The organism is bacterium (genome assembly GCA_030648955.1).
Taxonomy (GTDB): Bacteria; Patescibacteriota; Minisyncoccia; order Phycocordibacterales; family JAUSHB01; genus JAUSHB01.
The window spans coordinates 59,890-78,799 of sequence record JAUSHB010000013.1 but is presented as its reverse complement, the minus strand read 5'-3'; the positions used below and the strand labels follow the sequence as shown (position 1 = coordinate 78,799).

Sequence of the window (18,910 nt, the reverse complement as noted above, 5' to 3'; positions counted from 1 at the left end):
AGCTTTATCTTATTCCTCAATGGCAATATATTTAATTACTACGTGCCGCCCCCTGCCTTCACCCACTGACTCTGTTTTAATATCTTTTACATTGGAGAAAATAGAGTGAATGATCATGCGTTCATAAGGAGACATGGGGTTCATTTCTACGTCACTTTTAAAATATCGTGCTCGCTCTGCAAGCATTGAAGCCATACTTTTAAGTTCTTCGGTTTTTTTCCCTTGATAATTGTTTACATCAATCACGAAGGAGGTTTGCTCTTTTCTGTTGGTGCCTGCCTGCAGTGCTACGCCCGGCCTGTCTGCGTGCGGATACGCACAGGCAGGCGCAGGCAGGGTTGCCTTATCTGAAATTCTTTTTATGACGTGACTTAACGCCGCAAGATGCATCCCATCGCGCCCGATAAGAATCTGGGGGTCTCCCGTTTTTATCTGAAAACAAACCGTCCCTGTAGTTTCATCATTCACAACAGTCAACTCGTATGATACATCGAGTAGAGAGAGCATTTCTTCGATGGTTTTTTTTATAGCTTCGGTGTCCATGCACTGTGTAATATATCAGTGAGAAGCGTCTTTATCAACCCCATCAGAAGTTGTAATCATAACCATTGCCCAAATTTCGCGAAAGCACCCCCGAAGAAACATGTAGTGTGATTTGGCGATAAAACCACAACAACTTCTATGGGTCAGTCCCGCAGTAACTGTCTACCGCCCGCCTGTTGGTAGGCAGGTGGTAGGAAGGGAAAACAAACACCAGAGGATTCCCACGAGTGCTGTAGGTGTGAGAAATTGAGATGTAACTAACCCTGTAATTTGAGAAAAATTATTCCGTTAGAATGATACTGCTTTTCCCTCCTGGACAATTTGAAGTGCTTTTCTTTTTACAATAAGCTCGTGGCCGATTGAGAAGAGGTTGCTCACGAGCCAATAAAGAGCAACTGCTGAAGAAATGGAATACGCGACAAAGAAAACAATCCCCGGCAACATATATCTCATTTGCACATTCATGTTTTTGGCAAATTCATCCTTAAACGATATATCTCCTTTCTTTTTTTCACCAATATCGACAGGAATTGGTGGCATGGAAAGTTTCATTTGGAAATATTGAGAAATCCCTGCAAGTGCCGCGAGGAATATGTTTTTCTTGGCCATATCTATGAACCCCAAAAAGTGCATATTTATCTGCTCAGGAACGGCAACAAAAGAGTATAGTAAGTTTTGGTCTATGTTGTGTGCAAGTCCTTTAAAAAACACCCAATAGAGCGCAAAAATAACGGGAAGTTGTACCAGCATTAAAAAACACCCCGAGAACGGATTTACTCCGTGCTTTTTATATAAGTCCATGACTTGTCGCGCCTGCTCTTGTTTGTCTTTGTGTTTTTCTTTAACTTTTTTTATTTCAGGCTCTATGCTTCTCATTTTTGCCTGAGATGCGACTGATTTGTGAGAAAGAGGCAGAATAATGATTTTGACAAGCAATGTAAGGATCACAACCGCTATACCCACATCTGCACCAGGAACATGGGAAATCAAAAAAACCAACCCATTATACAGTGGTTGATAAAAGATTGTGTTAAAAGTTTGTGAGATCATTCTTTGTATTTTAGTACGTTATCTACCGTCTTGTAAACCCCCACACCCATAGTGGTGTCCCTTACTCCTACTAAAATTTTTTTAAGAAATTTGAATGCGACGAAATTTTGCCCTAACACCACCATGGGTGTTGGGGTAAAGCCGGTTACACAAGAGGGTCTATGTTATTTTTCTGCCAAGGATGACAACAAAGCACTCTTCGCACGCCCATAATGGTCCCCCTCAAAACTCCATATTTGTCGATTGCTTCTATGGTGTACTGCGAACATGTTGGGTAAAAAACACATGTTCCTGTTCTCGTGACCTGTATCCGACGCAAAAATCCTTGATCGGGGGAAATTGTTTTTTGATAGAACTTAATGATTGCAATGAGTGCGCTCTTCATTTTGTGTTTTCATAAACACAATTACACAAGAGATGTGTGTTGTGTTCTAAATAATCCGCCTACCTAAGCCATGGCGCCTGCCTGTGCCGAAGTCACGGCAGACAGGCTCGCGATCAGGCGGCGCGCAGGCAAATGCTTTGAGGAGTAAGTTATTTATTTCCTGTTCAAGTGTTGAAAAAGACAACGCCGTTGAACCCTTTTTAGCGAAAAACACTCCGACCACGGGAATTATTTTCAACGCGCTGTTTTTTTTAATAACATTATATCCGCGTCGTTTGAGTAAGTTTCTCTCTGTCGCTTTTTTTGATATTTTACCTGAAACAACAAAGGAGAATTTACTTTCTGTGATTCCGGGAAGTGGTGAAAACTTGAAAGAAAAATGGTCGGAGGAAATAGTTTTACCTTTTTTTATTATGAGGGGAAATAGCTCTGTACCGACCTTTCTTTTTTGTGGAAGCATGAGGAGTTTTGGATATTAGGCGCTAGGCAGATTAGAACACTCAACGCAATAACAGGGGTAGCTTTTCCCTTAACCCCCAACATTTAGGGCCTAATTTACTAGTATTACACACTGAGGCGCTTTCTTCCTTTCCTCGCCCTTCTTTTAAGAACATTTTTTCCGCCTTTTGTTTGTTTTCTTACAAGAAATCCGTGTGTTGTTTGTCGTTTCTTCTTTTTGGGTTGATATGTTCTGGACATAATATTTATTTATTGCATGAAGATGATTAATTTTATTTTTTGCGTCCTTCCACAAACAAGCAATGTACCTTGATGGTACTTACTTACGGGCTCATTGTACATCACTCTAATAAATTTTCAAGTCCCCATGGTCGGGATAATAAAGAATATTGAATCAATACGGGGGGTAAGCTTATTATAGGGGGTTGATTGTTTTTTAATAGACGAGTACAATATCCACACATTACGCACACCTTATGAACATATCTGTCTTTTTTTGGTAAGTTTTACAATTGTTAATTAAGTATATAATTACAAGCACGAAACTATTAAATCTATCTATGCTTGATAACAAACAACTTTGGGAACATGCGCTCGTCGAGATTGAGTTGAATGTATCGAAAGCAAATTTTAGCACATGGTTTAAAAACACTCATATTATAAAGCGTGACAGCGGAACAGTTTTTTTAGGAGTTCCCAATGAATTTGTAAAAGATTGGTTATTTAATAAATACCACAAATTTATCCTCAAGGCCCTTCGTGTGACCGAGGAAGGGACTCGTGGCCTTGAGTATATTGTATACAAAGACGATCATCCTCCAAAAGAAAGCGCCCAGGGTACCCACAAAGAACTGCGCGAACCCATAGGAACACCACTTCCTTCATTTAATGATTTATATATAGATAAAGAGGATAACCTGAATCCAAGATATGTATTCAGCTCATTCATTATTGGTCCCTTTAATGAACTTGCCCACGCGGCTTCACAGGCAGTCATAAAAAAACTTGGTACAGCATATAATCCGCTTTTCATTTATGGAGAAACGGGATTGGGTAAAACACACCTCATCCAATCAATAGGAAACTATGTAAAAAAAATGGGGGTGGGGAAAAAAATACACTATACTACGTCTGAAAAATTTTCGATTGACTATATAAATTCGGTTCAGGCAAATAAAGTAAACGGTTTTAAGGAAAAATACAGAAAGTATGATATTTTAATCATGGATGATATTCAGTTTCTTTCAAACAAAGAAAAGACGCAGGAAGAATTGTTTCATTTATTTAACACCCTATACGACAACAATAAACAAATTATTTTTTCTTCAGACAAACACCCAACCTACATTCCTGATCTTGAAAATCGTCTCAAATCAAGATTTGGCGCAGGAATGATTGTTGACATACAAACACCGGATTATGAATCGCGACTCGCGATTTTGAAATCCAAAGCAGGAACAAGTAACTTTTCACCCCCCGACGAAACTCTTGAGTATCTTGCGTCAATCATACAAGGGAACATTAGGGACCTTGAGGGTGTATTAAACCTTGTAATATGCCAATCTCAACTCAAAAACAGGTATCTAAACCTCAATGAAATCAAGGTGCTTATTAAAAACAGCGCCAAACCAAGAAAATCGGTCTCTATCAAGGATGTTATAAAAACTGTTGCTGAATTTTATAACATCGAAGAAGAAACTATTTATGAGAAAACGAGAAGGAAAGAAGTAGTGAAGCCTCGTCAGGTTGTTATGTATATTTTGCGGGAAGATTTTAATATTTCTTTCCCTTCTATTGGTCAAAAACTTGGTGGGAGAGATCACACCACAGTGATTCACTCTTGTGAAAAAATAAAAAATGATATTAAACATGATAATTTTTTATTACAAGAAATAGAGCAGATTCGCGGAATATTGTAGTGTAGGGGTGTTTACAAGGTGTGTATTTTAAAAAAATAACTGTTAATAAAAATGTATAGGCGATGGAATTTTTATTTACTACCCACAGTGTGTTTTTTTAAATAACATTTTATACACATATAAAAAATAAAAATGGATTACAGGGAAAGGATATTTTTGATTTATCAACATATACACAGGGATAGTATATATAATATATTTTTAATATAAATAAACATATATATGAAGTTAGAATGCGTGAAGGATAAATTAAAAGAAATAGTTTCACTTGCGGAAAAGATTACCGGAAGATCTCAAGGACTTCCCATTCTTCAATCAATATTATTAACCAGCGAAGGAAAGACATTAAAAATTCGCGCTACAAATCTTGATATTGGTGTGGAATTTGAGATTCCAGCGAAAGTAGAAAAAAAGGGAACCATATCTGTTCCCGGGTCAATATTATCCAATACACTTACTGGTTTACAAGATGCAAAAAACATATCCATCGATTTATTAAACAACAATCTTTTTCTTTCCACAGAACACACGTCAACAACAATAAAAAGTTTTCAACCAGATGATTTTCCAACACTTCCTGTTGTGAAGGAAGGGGAACCCGTGATAATACCCGCAAAAAAACTTACCGAGGGATTAAGATCCGTGTTATTTAGCGCTTCATCTTCTGATATAAAACCAGAAATCGCAAGTGTTTTCATCCACACAGAGGGGGAATATATATTATTTACTGCGACCGATTCATTTCGGCTTGCCGAGAAAAAAATACAAAACAAAAAAACAAACGAGTTTCCTGGGATTATTATTCCACTGAAAAATGTCGTTGAAATAGTGAGAATTATTGAAAATACCAATGAAGACATAACTATTCACACAAACAAAAACCAACTTTCTATGTATTACGATAGTGTATATATAACCTCAAGAATCATAAATGGAATTTTCCCCGACTATAAACAAATTATCCCTAAGACATATACCACCGAAATTATTGTGCTCAAACAAGACCTTATAAACGCACTCAAGGTAAGTAATATTTTTTCAGATAAGTTCCATAAAACAAACTTCGTTATTCACCCCCAAGATAAATTATTTGAGATTAACACACAAAACGCGGACGTCGGAGAAAATATGACAAAAATAGATGCTGCACTTTCAGGAGATCTTCTTGAGATAGGATTTAATAATAAATATATTCTTGACTGCCTCCAGTTTATCAAAGAAGATAGTGTTGTTATGCAGTTTAATGGAGAAAATAAACCTATGACCATAAGGGGACTCGGTGATAACTCATTTCTTTATTTAGTGATGCCGATTAATAAATAGTTAAGAAAAATTTTCACCAGCTTCTCGACACTCAAAAACTTCCGAAGCTAAAAGCTTAATAAAGTATGGAACTTCAAAAACTATCCACCCTTCTTAATAAATGGCGACGACTTGCGATATCACATGAAACAATAAAAAAAGAAATAATAGAAACAATACATAAAAAAACGGGGGTAATGGTAAATCTAGAAAAAATCTCCACAAAAAATAACATCCTTTCGATCAATGAAAGCCCTGGAGTAAAATCAGTAATTTTTATACACAAACAGCAAATCCTCGAAGCATTAAAAGAAAAACTGGGGAATAATTCTCCCACTGATATCCGATAACAAATCTTTATTGGATGCCGTAATCCTCCTCAGTCTTGTTGCGGATACAACGAATGGACTGTTTTGTTTAATCACTATTTATACCAAACAAAACACTTACCGAACTCGTGTTAAAAACCGAATCATATCCAACAACACGAAGGGTGTTTCCTTGTGGCTTCATACCATCTATCTCGTTGGGAATAAAAGAAAAACCAAAAGGATCTTTGTTTGAAGATCCAATAAATATGTCATTCACAAAAAAATCTGCACGGGCAAGAGGGAATCTTCCTGCGCTGTTAATACTTACAAATACTTTTCCACTAGCATGTAACGATGCGCCATCGTTGGGGTATACCACGGTAATATTTGGCGAGAATCCCGGTCCATGAACATCATCAACCTCTTTCGGGATGATATCTCTTGATTGTTCACCAATACCCTGTCTCGCAACCCACTCCCTCACAGGCTTTTCCCATAAAGAAAATTGGGGGTCACCTTCAGGATGTTCCGGACGGGGGCCGAGTGGATTATTTTTATCAACCCAGTAAAGGATTTCGTGGACATTCGTCAAAATGCGCTCCTCTTTTGTTTCCTCTGGTGTGTATTCTGTTGCAAGCTTTCCGGAAATACGATCGATAGTATAAGCTTCTCCACCTTTCCAAATACCGCGTAAAATTGGTTTAAGTGTTGTCGGGTATTTTAGCACCGGTTTTTCAAACACAACACTTTGATAATCAGGGTCGCTCAAAACTTCTTTCATAAACGAGTTCCACATCGGCGCAACAATAAATCCCGCCACCTTTTTTTCCATCGGGGTGTTGTCATTATTTCCAACCCATGCACCGAGCGAAAATGTGGGTGTATAACCAACAATCCAAGCATCTTTGTAATCGTTGGTAGTACCTGTTTTTACCGCCACATCTTTTCCCGGAAAATATAAATACGATTGTGCCCCGAATGCTGGAGTACGTGCCACATTATCCGAAAGCACATCACTGATTTGAAGCGCCACGTTTTTTGAAAGAACCTCTGTTGAGCGAGGATAGAACTCCTCGAGCACCGCGCCACCCTTATCTTCAACCCGCAATATTCCCTGATGGGGATTACGCACGCCATTGTTTGCAAACACACCATAGGCACTCGTCATATCAAGCAGAGAAACTTCTCCGCTTCCCAATACAAGAGTGAGGCCGTATTGATTTTCTCCCGCAAGTTTTTCAATACCCATCTTTCTGGCGGTTTCGATTGAGTCTTTGATTCCCGCAAGGTAAAGAACTTTCATGGCGGGGATGTTGATTGATTGAGCAAGGGCGTTTCGGAGAGTCACGGGACCACGGAATACATTGTCATAATTTCCCGGTCTGTCGCAAACTTTTGGATCTGTGGCAGAGTTAAGGGGTTTTCCGTTTGTATCACACCGTGTATCAAATTCTGTTTCAAGGTCAAACACCACCGTTTCCGGCGTGTAACCTTTTTCAAACGCTGCCGCATAAACAAATGGTTTAAACGCAGAACCAGGCTGACGATGTGCAAGGGCGATGTTAAAATTACCTTCAGCTTCTCGATTGAAATAATCGCGCGACCCGACCATAACCAACACCTCTCCGGTGCGTGGGTCGATTCCTACCATGCCGGCATTTTTTGCATTGAATTTTTTCTCGTTTTCATTTCCGAATGTTTCTACAGCACTCTCGGCCTTTTTTTGAAGATCGTAATCAAGGGTTGTGATAACCTTGAGCCCGAGTCCCGTCAGTGCCTCTTCCCCATATTTTTCTGCGAGATATTCCCTTACCCATGTCACAAAGTGTGGCGCCTTAATACCATGCGTCTCCTGGGGTAAAAAAGTAATATTTTCGGCAATCGCCTTGTCAAATTCTTCAACGGTTATGAAACTTAATTCACGCATCCTTAAAAGAACCAACTTTTTTCTTTCATCAAGACGGTCTTTGTGGTTTCCATATGGTGAGTAAAACGTGGGTGCTTGAGGAAGTGCGGCGAGGTACGCGGACTCTCCAAGATCAAGTTCGCTCGCATGTTTACCAAAAAAAGCGAGTGATGCTTCCTCAACACCATATATGTTTCCTCCGTACGGAGCTTCGTTGAGATACAGAGTAAGAATTTGTTCTTTATTGAGAATTTTTTCAATTTTAACCGCAAGGACCCATTCTTTAAGTTTTCGCGATATGGTTTTTTCTTTTGTGAGAAGCGCGTTTTTTACCACCTGCTGGGTAATCGTTGACCCACCCTGCCCGTAGCTTCCTGTGGTGATATTGGCGAGTATTGCACGGATGATTGAAGAGGGCTTGATTCCAAAGTGTTGGTAAAATTCGGCGTCCTCTATTGCCACCGTCGCATTTTTAACATAACGAGATATTTGGTCAAGAGGAACGACAGTTCTTTTGGTGGTGTCTTGGATGCTATAGAGAAGAATTTTCCCTGTTCGGTCGTAGATTTTACTTGATTCCACAATCTTTCGCTCCTCAAACGATCTAAAATCAGGAACCCTTATGGTCACGATAAAAATAGCAATAATTCCCGCGGAAAAAAATCCCAAACTTAAAAAAAAGAGCCCCAACGTTTTAAGCGGGGGAACACGAAAAATCCCTCGCGCCCGTTTCGTTTCAGATTTTTTCCTTGACATATAGAAGAATTATATCATGAAACATCCTCACTTCTTAATGCGTGCGGGGGGAATCGTTTACTGGTTTAGTTGGAGTATGATATGCTAAAAAAGAATGAAAATCCACAGGGCTTGATCCACTGTGCTTTCTGGGCTTGTGCTATAATAAAAACACTATGGAAACATTAATTTGGCCGATAATTGGTTTCGTGTTTTTCCTTGTCCTATTTGGACTCCGGATAGTTGATCAATATGAGCGCGGAGTCGTGCTTACTCTCGGTAAATACACAGGAACGCGAACGCCTGGTTTGACGTGGATTCTGATTGGAATTCAGAAAATGACCAAGGTTGATTTGCGTATTACCACTACTGATATCCCACAACAAGAAGTTATCACCAAGGACAATGTTCCCGTTGGTATTAATGCGGTGGTATATTTTCAAGTTCAAAATGCCGAGCAGGCTGTTTTGACTATAAAAGATTACACGCTCGCGGTTTCCCAATACGCACAGGCAGCACTTCGAGATGTTATCGGCAGTATTGAACTTGACTCGCTTTTGTCAGAAAGAGAAAAAAATGCCGAAGAAATCCAAAAGATTGTTGCGGAAGCAACGGGGTCCTGGGGCATTTTAGTTACTGATATTAAAATCCAAGATATAGAACTTCCAGCGGACATGAAGCGCATCATGGCAAAGCAAGCGGAGGCAGAACGTGAACGTCGAGCAGTTATCATCAAGGCAGAAGGAGAATTTGCGGCGTCAGAGCGACTTGCTCAAGCGGCGGGTGTCTTAAGCAGTACGCCGGGCGGTATTTCAATGCGAACCCTACAAACAATAGAGAAAATAAATCCCGATCCTTCCAAAACGGTTATTTTTGCTTTGCCAATAGAATTTTTTGAAGGAATAAAAAGTCTCTCGAAATATTTGGACAAGAAATAAATAAAGTATTTAAAACATGCCCGCAGACTTTAATGATATTGTGCGAGAAAAATTAGATCAGTTACTTGGTGGTTCCTAACGCTACTTTATTTCTTTCAAAAAGCCTTCGATGAGGGCGACCGTGTCGTCCGTCTTTTGAAATACTGATTTCCAAATCACGACAATATCCGCGTCGTTAAAAAATGACCGCTCCACCTCGCGAAGGGTATCGCCCCCAGCAATAGAGATCATAATGTTGTAGCTTCCCTTTATTCGGCGGATTTCATGTAAAGGGATTTGTTTTTCTCGATTAAATTTTTCCTCGTCTACGCCTCGGTGGATAATAACGACTGGGGGAACCTTTTTTAGTGCGCGCAAAACAGACAAAGGAAATTCGACATTCATCATGTCAATCATCGCGTCAAGGCCGTTCTCCTCGCATTTTTCCACAAACGAATTAAGGGTTTCTATTGGCGCACTTCCTAAAGCAATCGCGGCACTTGCTCCGCCTCGCGCGGCTATTTCAACCTCCGTTTCTCCTCTGTCCATTGTTTTCAAGTCGGCAACTATGTAAGGAAAAAATTCATCACTTTGTATGGTTTGCGAGGTTGATTTTTGAGCGGTTGCTGTTCTAGAAAGTGCCGATTGAAATAATGTTGAAAGTACGGAATTCGCCGATACATTAGCCATAGCCACGGGTGCTAAAATTTGTCCTGACAGATGCGTTTCATACCAATTACGAATTTGGCGAATTCCGTACTCGCCATATCTTTTTATAAGTGGCGTTCCTGCTTCAATAATAATTCGGTCGCTTTTTGGCAAGCTGCTGATTATTTCATGAGCGTCTTCAAGTGTGCCGTTCAATGCCACCTGTAAATAGCGTTTTTTGGGATTTAACCTAGTTGTTGATTTGTTCACCACAGATAATCTCATTGTATTAGATTTAGACAAATTTTACTAATTACGGAATAGACCAATAAACACATACACGTATTGCTTTAGGTCACCCAGCGCGGCGGAATTTAAAAAACAGCCGTTGTGTGGTACAGTAATCACTATATGGCTATTGTAACTGACAAAAAAACAATCGACGAAATTCTCGAACGTGGTGTTGCCGAAGTTATTCAAAAGGATAGTTTGCGCGCAAAACTTTTATCAGGGAAAAAACTTCGTATTAAATACGGCATTGATCCGACGAGTTCTAATATACACCTCGGAAGGGCTGTCTCTCTTTTGAAACTAAGAGATTTTCAAAATCTTGGACATACCATCGTATTTATTGTGGGGGACTTTACGGGCGTGATTGGTGACACATCCGATAAGGACAGCGAACGACCGATGCTCACCAAAAAAGAAGTGAAAGAAAACATGAAGTCGTACATCGCTCAAGCAAAAAAAATCCTTTCGCCAAAAAATCTCGAGATTCACTACAATTCAAAATGGCTCGGCAAACTTCGGTATGACGAGATCGGAGAACAGGCAGATGCGTTTTCTCTCGCCGACTTCATTTCAAGGGAGAATATAAAAAAACGTCTTGAGTCTGGTTCACGCATTTCGCTTCGCGAAGTTCTCTACCCATTGATGCAGGGACAGGATAGCGTCGCCATTAAGGCAGATGTTGAAATAGGGGGAACTGACCAGAAGTTCAACATGCTCGCTGGAAGGAGGCTTCAGGAGCGTTCAAAACAGAAACCGCAAGATATTCTCATGACGAATCTTATCGAAGGCACGGACGGGCGAAAAATGAGCTCCTCGTGGGGAAATACCATAGATCTTCTCGATGAACCGCAAAACATGTTTGGCAAAGTCATGAGTTTGAACGACTCTCTTATTGTAAAATATTTTATACACTGCACGAGAGTATCAATGGAAGAAGTGAAGACAATAGAACAATCTCTCAAGGGGAACACCGTAAACCCGCGCGATGCGAAACTCAAACTTGCCGAAGAAATTACCGCGCTGTATCACGGAGGAAAGAAAGCCCTACAGGCACGAAACGATTTTATAAACACGTTCGCAAAACGCGGAGCGCCTACCGACCTCAAGGAAAAAGTAGTTGTGCGAGGAACAGTGTTGCGTGAAGTCGTAATCGCGCTTGGTCTTGTGGCATCAAAAACAGAATGGAGAAGGCTCATAGACCAGCGTGCTGTAGAAAACACAGAAACAGGAGAAATAATTCAAGACCAAAGTTTCAAAATAGAACAAAATGGAATCTTTAAGATTGGCAAAAAAAGATTTTTAAAAATCGCCGTACAATAAAAGAACAATTTTTCCTCCCAAAACGTAAACACCCCCTTTGATTAAAAACAAAGGGGGTGTTTACTAAAACAGACTACAAATCGTCTCTATCATCCATACTCTCAATTTCATCGTCCTCATCATCTATATCGCCGAGAGCAAGATCCACATCTTCAGGGTCTACGTCTTCGAGCTTCTCGTCTTCACTCGTGAAATCATCATTCCGTTTAGCCATATTCTTATAACAAATAATTTGTAATTATTTAAAAAACGACCAGGTATTCTAGTACTCAATAAACTACTTTTAATAAACAAAACTCGCAATATCTATCTGTGGATATCGTGGAAAATGGGAAAAGTAGTAACAGGATTTATATTCAACCATACCACCCACCCACATTCTTGCATATTTGTATCAGAATATGATTAATGTGACAATATGTCTCTTGCAATGGTGTGGATAACGTGTGAACAAACCCTGTCTCCTGCATGTCTTCAGCCCATTGAATTACAAGAAATCCTTTTTACTGTTTTGTATACCCCGTGAAGCAATGCAGGTAATTCCTACAGCAATCGCATCTGTTTCGTCGTCGTGTCGCGCATCGCCTGTTAATCCCAAGAGCTTTTGTATCATGAATGATACCTGTTCTTTATCAGCTTTTCCATATCCCGTGACAGCAATCTTGATTTGAAGTGGCGTGTATTCATACAAAGTAAGCCCTCGCGAAACGGAAGCGTATATAATTACTCCGCGCGCTTCCGCGACGCGCATCGCAGTTTTTTGGTTGCTGTTGAAAAAGAGCGTCTCAATAGCAAGCGCCTCCGGTTTATACACACCAATGATTCGACTCAATTCTTCACCGATAAGAATCAAGCGATTTTCAAAGGGAAGTTTTGAAGATGTTTTGAAGCAGTCGGAATACAACAAAATTTCTTTCCCGTCTTTTTTTTCGAGCACCGCAATACCCAGTCGTTCATAACCTGGATCTATAGCAAGGACACGCATCAGAGTAGTTGAAAGTTAGTAAAGTCCATAAAGTTATAAAGTCACCAAATAGTTCAAAGTTAGTAAAGTCCATAAAGTTTTTAAAGTGATAAAGACGTAGATGTTTGCATGTATATAGTTATAACATACTTTAAAAACTTCTTACTTTATAGGATTTTTTCGGTTTTTGTGTCCACTTTCTAACTTTATAAACTTTCTACTTTACAAACTCACTTCGCATTCGTGTAAATCTCCTGCACATCATCGTTGTCCTCGAGTTCATCAAGGAGTTTTTCAAGCGATTCACCGTCTTCTTTTGAAAGTTCGACAAAAGTTTTTGGAATAAATCCTTCTGATGTTTTTTCACCTGCCTGCCGCGACGCAGGTAGGAACGCCCAACTTGCCGCGCCCTGCGCCGCCAAGCTCGCTCCATGTTTTGAAAGCAAGTGTTTTATTTCCGCAGAAGTTCTATTTTTATTGTCGGTAAGTCCTTCGATAATAATTGCCACCCCGCCCGGTCCATATCCTTCATAGAGAACTTCTGCCATCTCTCCCGCATCACCGCCAGCCCCCTTTTTAACCGCACGCTCTATGTTTTCGTTCGGCATATTGATCGATCTTGCTTTTTCGATCACCGTGCGAAGTCCTGGGGCGTTCACGTTGCCCCGCGCCTTTTTTGATTCAAGTGCGACAAGGCGGGCAAGTTTTCCAAACATCTTACCTTTTTTGGCATCCGTCGCCATCTTCTTCGTCTTTATTTGCGACCATTTATTATGTCCGGACATTTTTGTTTACGAATATAAAAGGCTTATAGCTGTCAGTTTATAGTTTTTAGTGGGAAAAGCAAATAAGGCTTGTTTACCTTACTTGGTGGTTTGACCGCCAAGTGCATATACCAGGGATAAAAGTGGGGAATACTACGGCAACCGTTTTGTGATTATGAGAGAATTATCTCCATTTTCCATTTTTATATTTTTGAGCCTGAAAACATATAGATAGTTTGCGTATAAAAATAGCATGAAAACAACATTCGCAAAAAGTACTCCCCAGATCACTCCTTTTTCTGGAGATAATGTGAGGTATGTATACACAACAAAAAGATTTTTATGTATAAAAATCAATATCCCCGCATACAAAAACCATTTCAAAAGTTGAACATTTTTTATTGTTTTTAAGAAAATAATATTGAATAAATACACAGAGGAAACAGTTGTATAAATAAGTGAGGGTGATATTTCACTAAAATTAAAATCTTTGCCACCTTGTGTGGGAATGTGATTAACAAAAAAAACAAGAAAAAAATCTATAGCCAACAAAAACATTATTATAAAAAAGCCTTTTTCGTCCCTTTTTAATTTCATAAGTTTTAAAGTTATTTTTTATATTTATTTAAATTAAAAATATAAATAGCGGTAAATCCCGTACAAGCAAGGCTTATAATAAATGCGATAGCTAGAAAAAATACATTACCCCCAACAATATCTATTAAATTTATTCTAAAAACCTTTAGAAGCAGAGAATCAATGGCTAAAAAAACAAAACTACAAGCACTTGCGCGGCAGATAGTATGATGACTTCTCTAAGTGTTTTTACAAAAGATTTAAATATTTTTTTAAACATATTTTAAAAAATAACCTGCATACCAAAATAATGGATATACAGGTTAAGGGAGCAGGACTAACCCATTACTTTTTATTTAAGAAAAACGCGATGAAAAGGAATTTTGTATTTTTCCATAATATAGAGAACAAAAGATATTATAGACAAAATTATCAACGCATAAAAAAACATATCAAATAAGAAACCGGGGATGCTTGTAAGGGTATACTTGACTAAATCATTAACAATGTGAGTTGCGTTGTAAAGTATCGTAAAAACAAGAATTGCCTTTAAAAAAATGACATTGGAAAAATACTTAACATCGTAGTTTTTGTAGGCAAACAGTAGTGGTACTACCATCAAAGGGATGTCATTAACTACACCTACAACGATATCTACTAAACGTAGGGTTGAGATATCAGAAAAAACCGCAGTGGCAAAGATAGGTAAGCTAATAATTAAGTTTACCCAAGCAAATATTTTCCAGAACATAAGTTTAAAAATTAATTTTTAAAAAAGTCATTTAATGGCCCCCCCCGTCTCTATTTCCTGTGTTGCTGTAAACGAATCGCCTGATGCATGTAATAAGACATAGCGAGGGATTGAGCCATAACGATAGCTGAAGATAAAAGGAAATGTGTAAATGAGATCGGTGCATTAAATGTTTGATTTATTATTACATAAAAAAATTCAAGAGCACCTGATGCACCAATCGTGACAATAGTGATAGGTATATTGAGAGATATAAAGTATGTCACATAAACCACCATCGACATTTTTCTCCATGCAAGAATCGCGGGGATGACGAAAAATGGAACAATAGAAATGGCAAGTGCAATAGAAAAAATATTCCCCCCAAGAGAAGATGCGAACATTAATGAATCATCCATGGATGTGTGGAACATCCTCAAATCGAAACTGATAAACAAAGGGAGGGCAAAGAATATTGAATATAGGACCATCTCCCAACGTTGAACAATATTACGATTTAGGTCCTTCGCCATCTCCATTGGACTAATTAGTTTTTTTATATGCATAATCTTAAAGATTGAATTCGCAACTATTGTTGTATGATTACAATTATTTTTTTGAATAGACTATTCGGAGAATATCTAAAATACTATATACTTATATTAACATGACTGATTATGAATTTATGCGCATTGTTTTATCAAACTTATTCGCTGCAATTATCTTTGGGTCATTTGTCGCACTCATATTTTACATGGGTAAAATTCAATACATTCACAATCCATCTGAAAAAAAACATCGTTTAATGATAGGGGTTATCGGAATATTTATGTGTATCTTGCTTTCTATATGTCTTATTGTCTATGGAAAGGTGGTGTATATTCCCATTCGGTAACTTATAAAAACACCATGCAAATTTTATTATGCATGGTGTGATAAAGCAACTAACTATATTACTATGGATGTTTAACTGCAGTACATTGGCGTACTGTTCGCGGTTCCAGAGTAAAAACAGTTTCTCTTGCCAGGATTTGTGCTGGTGAGCGTCCTTATCGCATCATAATATGCACTACCTAAATCGTAGAGATTTGAGCAGTTGTTAGCACAAGAGAGAGCGTAAGGGGCAAGTTTATACCAAGCAATCCCCAATGCAACCCCAGTATAATACATGCCGTACACTACCACCCATGGTAGAGCCTCTCCCCTCATCTCCGCCGCATCAGCGTCCGAAAGCGGAATGAGATTCATCGCCTCGATCTCCGCCATCACTGCAGTAGGATTCCCTGCAAGTTCCGTGTTGACGGGACCTGCGGAAACGAAGGAAGGAACAAGTGCGGTGCATGCAATGGTAACTGCTATTGCAACAGATACTACCTCTTTCTTCAAAAGCATGAATGACCTCCTAGGGTCGTGAGTTTGGTATTGTAGGGTGCTATTTTTCAGGTACGATGTTCTGTATCTATCAAGGAGTGTACACGAAGCAATTTTTGAAATCAATATTGACAGGTGTGCCGAGGAGAAAAGTTGGGAATACTACGGCAACCGTTTTGTGATTATGAGGGAATTCTCTCCATTTTCCATTTTTATATTTTTGAGCCTGAAAACATATAGATAGTTTGCGTATAAGAATAGCATGAAAACAACATTCATAAAAAGTATACCAACAATCAATTCCTTTTCGGGAGACATTGTGTGTGTATACATAACCACCAGGTCTTTATATACGAGAATCAAGATTCCTGAATAAAAAAACCACTTCCAGAAAAGAACATTTTTGATAGTTTTTGAAAAAATGATGTTGAATAAGTATATAGAGGAAATAGCCATGTACACGAGTAATATCGGTGCCGTGTGGTTCGGTAGAATATTAAAAACAAATAGATTAAATGTAAAATTTAAAGATAATAAAAATATGCCCCAAAAAAAGATCTTGTCTCCTATTTTTAATGTTTTCATAAATTTTAAAATTAATTTTAAAAAATCGGGAGGCTAAAAGTTTTAGCCTCCCGATAAATGGCACTACTGTGTAGTGTTCAAGGTGAGATGGATGTCATATAGAGGTCCATTCCTGCCGGACTCAAGGATGCTCCACGTCCCGTGTAAACCATATAGTGCACATAAAGAATTGACGCAATAGATGCTATCACTAGGGCAGCCGCCCAACTCTCCCCCCTCATCTCCGCCGCTTGCTCATCCGATAGCGGAAGACCGATCTTATCGATTTCCGCCATCGCTGCGGTGGGATTTCCCGCGAGTTCCGTATTAATGGGACTTGCGGGAACTGGTGTTGAGACAACTATCGCACAAACAGCTACGACCGCCAAGAACAGCGACAGGAACTTCTTCAGCATGATGACCTCCTAGGGTCGTGGGTGGTATCTATGGTGTTAAGGTGCTACTTTCCAGATACGGTAATCTGTATCTAAAGGAGAGTGTACCCAAAGTAATACTTGAGGTCAATATTGACAGGGTTTAAAAGATAAGGTATTGTGTCGGAAGTTGATGAACTGCATGAGGAGTTCATTTTTTATTGTTCTTTACCAACCAAGAGGAAGAAGAAATGAAAGCAAGACTTACGATTTTGTGTGCAGTATCTGTCGGAATTATGGGAACTTCGGTATGCGCGGAAGAGGTTGTTGAAGAGGCCAAGCCTGAAGCGCTTGGTCTCGAACAAAAACTTGCTCGTGTATATGATCTCTACAGAAAAAACGACGCGGTTTCACTTAAGCCGAATGAAATGCAAGTAGGTATCGGTGTCGCGTATGCAACGAGCAGTCAAGAAACATTCGGAGTACGGCAAAGTACGCGGACGTTCACCACGCAATTATTTGCGAGCCGTGGTATCGGCGCAGGGATTGAAGTTTCTGCGGCAGTGCCATACGTGGCAACATCGCAAAGAGCTGAAACGTCAGACGCGGTACTTGCAAAGAAAACGGTGTTCGGCATGGGAGACACCACAGTGCGTATTCTCGGCACACTTCCCACAAAAGAAATAAGCGCGACGGCAATTTTTTCGGCAACATTTCCCAGTGGAAAGCATGAGCTCTCACGCAATGAGACGCATACTTCTCTGGGAGGAAACCTGAACAAAGTTTTACGGCCAGCATTTGTTTCGGGAGGACTTGCGTGGGAACACGATTGGGAGAGCAATGCGAACGGGCTTGGCTACACTATTGGACTGGGATTTTTTCTCAATCATGCGCTCTCGGTGGGAGGTGAAGTAAACGGCGTGATAGCGCTCAACCCAAAAACTGGCGCGGTACGGGACAACCAGAGCATGGGATTTAAGGTTGCTTATCAAACCATGCCTGATTTTGGCATCGTGGTGTCCACGAACACGAGTATGGGAACAAATACACCGCAGACATCGCTTGGTGTAACAACATACTGGAGGTTTTGATGAAAAAACCGATACGGTTTTTCTGGATTTTATTTCTCTTCATATTTTTTGTTCCCACGTATGCATCTGACGACGACGCGCATACTTGGGACGAGGTGCGATTTGGCGGTATTACGGAGCAAGGTCTCGATAATTCCTGTGGCCTTGCCTCACTTCTCACTATTATGCGTACGCACTTTGGGGATGAGCGATACGACGAATCGTCATTACTCAAGAAATATATGAAGGATGCGAGCGAGGAGTCGCTTGCGGAGACTATGAAAAACGGCTTCTCGCTTCTTGAAATGGAGAAGCTCGCCAAGTCGCTTGGATATGCAACCTCAAAGAAAACCCTTACATTCAGCGAGCTTGAGCGGCTGGTTTCTTTTGTACCAGTACTCGTATACCTTGAAGTAGGCAGGTTGCGACATTTTGCGGTAGTGCGTGGAATACAAAAAAACATTGTCCTTTTAGGAGACCCATCTCGGGGAAATGTAGAGTACTCGCGCGACGAGTTTTTGTCCGAGTGGGGAAAACGTAAAGGAGTACGAGCGAAAACCGGCGCAGGGCTAATCTTGGTACAAACTAAAGGGGTTCCCGCGAAAAAACTTCTAAAACAGCCTGGTGTGAAGGCATCACCGTCATTTACGGAAATGCAGAGGCAGTTGATAAAGTGAGAAAGTGTTAAATTTTTAGTACGGTAGTTAAAAG

22 protein-coding genes are annotated in these 18,910 nt (G+C 39.7%); 7 read left to right on the top strand and 15 right to left on the bottom strand.

The window, feature by feature from the left end; translation table 11 throughout:
• Positions 1-9 precede the first annotated feature (9 nt).
• The 5 genes from Q7S11_03480 to rpmH all read right to left on the bottom strand — a co-directional run bounded on the left by Q7S11_03480 (position 10) and on the right by rpmH (position 2,677).
• Entirely contained in the window at positions 10-543 is a 534-nt protein-coding gene (locus Q7S11_03480) for a R3H domain-containing nucleic acid-binding protein (protein ID MDO8572800.1), read from the bottom strand.
• A 288-nt stretch (positions 544-831) separates the two neighbouring features.
• Complete coding sequence (locus Q7S11_03475) at positions 832-1,593, bottom strand: YidC/Oxa1 family membrane protein insertase (protein MDO8572799.1); 762 nt, start codon at positions 1,591-1,593, stop codon at positions 832-834.
• Between the two features lie 145 nt (positions 1,594-1,738).
• A complete protein-coding gene (gene yidD, locus Q7S11_03470; protein ID MDO8572798.1) occupies positions 1,739-1,978 on the bottom strand; it encodes a membrane protein insertion efficiency factor YidD in 240 nt (79 codons plus the stop codon).
• A 46-nt stretch (positions 1,979-2,024) separates the two neighbouring features.
• Entirely contained in the window at positions 2,025-2,438 is a 414-nt protein-coding gene (locus Q7S11_03465; protein ID MDO8572797.1) for a ribonuclease P protein component, read from the bottom strand.
• Positions 2,439-2,542: 104 nt separating this feature from the next.
• Positions 2,543-2,677, bottom strand: a complete 135-nt coding sequence (gene rpmH, locus Q7S11_03460; protein MDO8572796.1) for a 50S ribosomal protein L34 — start codon at positions 2,675-2,677, stop codon at positions 2,543-2,545.
• Between the two features lie 320 nt (positions 2,678-2,997).
• Here rpmH and dnaA point away from each other — a divergent pair, with 320 nt between their 5' ends.
• The 3 genes from dnaA (at position 2,998) to Q7S11_03445 (ending at position 6,008) form a co-directional block, all read left to right on the top strand.
• Entirely contained in the window at positions 2,998-4,356 is a 1,359-nt protein-coding gene (gene dnaA / locus Q7S11_03455) for a chromosomal replication initiator protein DnaA (GenBank protein MDO8572795.1), read from the top strand.
• A 222-nt stretch (positions 4,357-4,578) separates the two neighbouring features.
• Positions 4,579-5,679 carry a DNA polymerase III subunit beta gene (gene dnaN / locus Q7S11_03450; protein ID MDO8572794.1) on the top strand — a complete coding sequence of 367 codons (1,101 nt, stop codon included), beginning with the start codon at positions 4,579-4,581 and terminating at the stop codon, positions 5,677-5,679.
• 65 nt (positions 5,680-5,744) lie between these two features.
• Positions 5,745-6,008 carry a hypothetical protein gene (locus Q7S11_03445; GenBank protein MDO8572793.1) on the top strand — a complete coding sequence of 88 codons (264 nt, stop codon included), beginning with the start codon at positions 5,745-5,747 and terminating at the stop codon, positions 6,006-6,008.
• Between the two features lie 67 nt (positions 6,009-6,075).
• Here the strand turns inward: Q7S11_03445 and Q7S11_03440 are convergent, their stop codons facing one another.
• Positions 6,076-8,631 (bottom strand): PBP1A family penicillin-binding protein, encoded by a 2,556-nt coding sequence (locus Q7S11_03440; GenBank protein MDO8572792.1) that lies wholly within the window; start codon positions 8,629-8,631, stop codon positions 6,076-6,078.
• Positions 8,632-8,786: 155 nt separating this feature from the next.
• Here Q7S11_03440 and Q7S11_03435 point away from each other — a divergent pair, with 155 nt between their 5' ends.
• The gene (locus tag Q7S11_03435) at positions 8,787-9,548 is read left to right on the top strand and encodes a slipin family protein (protein ID MDO8572791.1); all 762 of its coding nucleotides are present in this window, start codon (positions 8,787-8,789) and stop codon (positions 9,546-9,548) included.
• An 81-nt stretch (positions 9,549-9,629) separates the two neighbouring features.
• Here Q7S11_03435 and Q7S11_03430 read toward each other — a convergent pair whose 3' ends face one another.
• Entirely contained in the window at positions 9,630-10,478 is an 849-nt protein-coding gene (locus Q7S11_03430; protein ID MDO8572790.1) for a hypothetical protein, read from the bottom strand.
• Positions 10,479-10,586: 108 nt separating this feature from the next.
• Between Q7S11_03430 and tyrS the strand changes: the two genes are divergently transcribed.
• Positions 10,587-11,786, top strand: a complete 1,200-nt coding sequence (gene tyrS / locus Q7S11_03425; GenBank protein ID MDO8572789.1) for a tyrosine--tRNA ligase — start codon at positions 10,587-10,589, stop codon at positions 11,784-11,786.
• 73 nt (positions 11,787-11,859) lie between these two features.
• On the opposite strand, the gene Q7S11_03420 is transcribed toward tyrS, so the two are convergent.
• The 8 genes from Q7S11_03420 to Q7S11_03385 form a co-directional block, all read right to left on the bottom strand.
• Entirely contained in the window at positions 11,860-12,000 is a 141-nt protein-coding gene (locus Q7S11_03420) for a hypothetical protein (GenBank protein MDO8572788.1), read from the bottom strand.
• A gap of 273 nt (positions 12,001-12,273) precedes the next feature.
• Positions 12,274-12,771, bottom strand: a complete 498-nt coding sequence (ruvC, locus tag Q7S11_03415) for a crossover junction endodeoxyribonuclease RuvC (protein MDO8572787.1) — start codon at positions 12,769-12,771, stop codon at positions 12,274-12,276.
• Between the two features lie 209 nt (positions 12,772-12,980).
• Positions 12,981-13,535 carry a YebC/PmpR family DNA-binding transcriptional regulator gene (locus Q7S11_03410; GenBank protein MDO8572786.1) on the bottom strand — a complete coding sequence of 185 codons (555 nt, stop codon included), beginning with the start codon at positions 13,533-13,535 and terminating at the stop codon, positions 12,981-12,983.
• A gap of 132 nt (positions 13,536-13,667) precedes the next feature.
• Positions 13,668-14,111, bottom strand: coding sequence for a hypothetical protein (locus Q7S11_03405; protein MDO8572785.1), 444 nt, complete (start codon positions 14,109-14,111; stop codon positions 13,668-13,670).
• 331 nt (positions 14,112-14,442) lie between these two features.
• Positions 14,443-14,841 carry a hypothetical protein gene (locus tag Q7S11_03400; protein ID MDO8572784.1) on the bottom strand — a complete coding sequence of 133 codons (399 nt, stop codon included), beginning with the start codon at positions 14,839-14,841 and terminating at the stop codon, positions 14,443-14,445.
• 50 nt (positions 14,842-14,891) lie between these two features.
• On the bottom strand, positions 14,892-15,239 hold the full coding sequence (locus Q7S11_03395; protein ID MDO8572783.1) for a hypothetical protein: 348 nt from the start codon (positions 15,237-15,239) through the stop codon (positions 14,892-14,894).
• Between the two features lie 547 nt (positions 15,240-15,786).
• Positions 15,787-16,212, bottom strand: a complete 426-nt coding sequence (locus Q7S11_03390; GenBank protein MDO8572782.1) for a hypothetical protein — start codon at positions 16,210-16,212, stop codon at positions 15,787-15,789.
• 641 nt (positions 16,213-16,853) lie between these two features.
• Positions 16,854-17,171, bottom strand: a complete 318-nt coding sequence (locus tag Q7S11_03385) for a hypothetical protein (protein ID MDO8572781.1) — start codon at positions 17,169-17,171, stop codon at positions 16,854-16,856.
• A 209-nt stretch (positions 17,172-17,380) separates the two neighbouring features.
• On the opposite strand from Q7S11_03385, the gene Q7S11_03380 reads away from it, so the two are divergent.
• Both Q7S11_03380 and Q7S11_03375 read left to right on the top strand, forming a co-directional pair.
• Positions 17,381-18,220: a hypothetical protein gene (locus Q7S11_03380; GenBank protein MDO8572780.1), complete on the top strand. Its 840-nt coding sequence runs from the start codon at positions 17,381-17,383 to the stop codon at positions 18,218-18,220.
• Positions 18,220-18,876, top strand: a complete 657-nt coding sequence (locus Q7S11_03375; protein ID MDO8572779.1) for a cysteine peptidase family C39 domain-containing protein — start codon at positions 18,220-18,222, stop codon at positions 18,874-18,876. The genes Q7S11_03380 and Q7S11_03375 overlap by 1 nt, the downstream gene beginning before the upstream one ends.
• Positions 18,877-18,910: the final 34 nt, after the last annotated feature.

Coding starts and splice junctions, on each gene's coding strand:
- Q7S11_03480 (MDO8572800.1), bottom strand. CDS start 543: ATGGACACCGAAGCTATAAAAAAAACCATCGAAGAAATGCTCTCTCTA.
- Q7S11_03475 (MDO8572799.1), bottom strand. CDS start 1,593: ATGATCTCACAAACTTTTAACACAATCTTTTATCAACCACTGTATAAT.
- yidD (MDO8572798.1), bottom strand. CDS start 1,978: ATGAAGAGCGCACTCATTGCAATCATTAAGTTCTATCAAAAAACAATT.
- Q7S11_03465 (MDO8572797.1), bottom strand. CDS start 2,438: ATGCTTCCACAAAAAAGAAAGGTCGGTACAGAGCTATTTCCCCTCATA.
- rpmH (MDO8572796.1), bottom strand. CDS start 2,677: ATGTCCAGAACATATCAACCCAAAAAGAAGAAACGACAAACAACACAC.
- dnaA (MDO8572795.1), top strand. CDS start 2,998: ATGCTTGATAACAAACAACTTTGGGAACATGCGCTCGTCGAGATTGAG.
- dnaN (MDO8572794.1), top strand. CDS start 4,579: ATGAAGTTAGAATGCGTGAAGGATAAATTAAAAGAAATAGTTTCACTT.
- Q7S11_03445 (MDO8572793.1), top strand. CDS start 5,745: ATGGAACTTCAAAAACTATCCACCCTTCTTAATAAATGGCGACGACTT.
- Q7S11_03440 (MDO8572792.1), bottom strand. CDS start 8,631: ATGTCAAGGAAAAAATCTGAAACGAAACGGGCGCGAGGGATTTTTCGT.
- Q7S11_03435 (MDO8572791.1), top strand. CDS start 8,787: ATGGAAACATTAATTTGGCCGATAATTGGTTTCGTGTTTTTCCTTGTC.
- tyrS (MDO8572789.1), top strand. CDS start 10,587: ATGGCTATTGTAACTGACAAAAAAACAATCGACGAAATTCTCGAACGT.
- Q7S11_03420 (MDO8572788.1), bottom strand. CDS start 12,000: ATGGCTAAACGGAATGATGATTTCACGAGTGAAGACGAGAAGCTCGAA.
- ruvC (MDO8572787.1), bottom strand. CDS start 12,771: ATGCGTGTCCTTGCTATAGATCCAGGTTATGAACGACTGGGTATTGCG.
- Q7S11_03410 (MDO8572786.1), bottom strand. CDS start 13,535: ATGTCCGGACATAATAAATGGTCGCAAATAAAGACGAAGAAGATGGCG.
- Q7S11_03405 (MDO8572785.1), bottom strand. CDS start 14,111: ATGAAATTAAAAAGGGACGAAAAAGGCTTTTTTATAATAATGTTTTTG.
- Q7S11_03400 (MDO8572784.1), bottom strand. CDS start 14,841: ATGTTCTGGAAAATATTTGCTTGGGTAAACTTAATTATTAGCTTACCT.
- Q7S11_03395 (MDO8572783.1), bottom strand. CDS start 15,239: ATGGATGATTCATTAATGTTCGCATCTTCTCTTGGGGGGAATATTTTT.
- Q7S11_03390 (MDO8572782.1), bottom strand. CDS start 16,212: ATGCTTTTGAAGAAAGAGGTAGTATCTGTTGCAATAGCAGTTACCATT.
- Q7S11_03385 (MDO8572781.1), bottom strand. CDS start 17,171: ATGCTGAAGAAGTTCCTGTCGCTGTTCTTGGCGGTCGTAGCTGTTTGT.
- Q7S11_03380 (MDO8572780.1), top strand. CDS start 17,381: ATGAAAGCAAGACTTACGATTTTGTGTGCAGTATCTGTCGGAATTATG.
- Q7S11_03375 (MDO8572779.1), top strand. CDS start 18,220: ATGAAAAAACCGATACGGTTTTTCTGGATTTTATTTCTCTTCATATTT.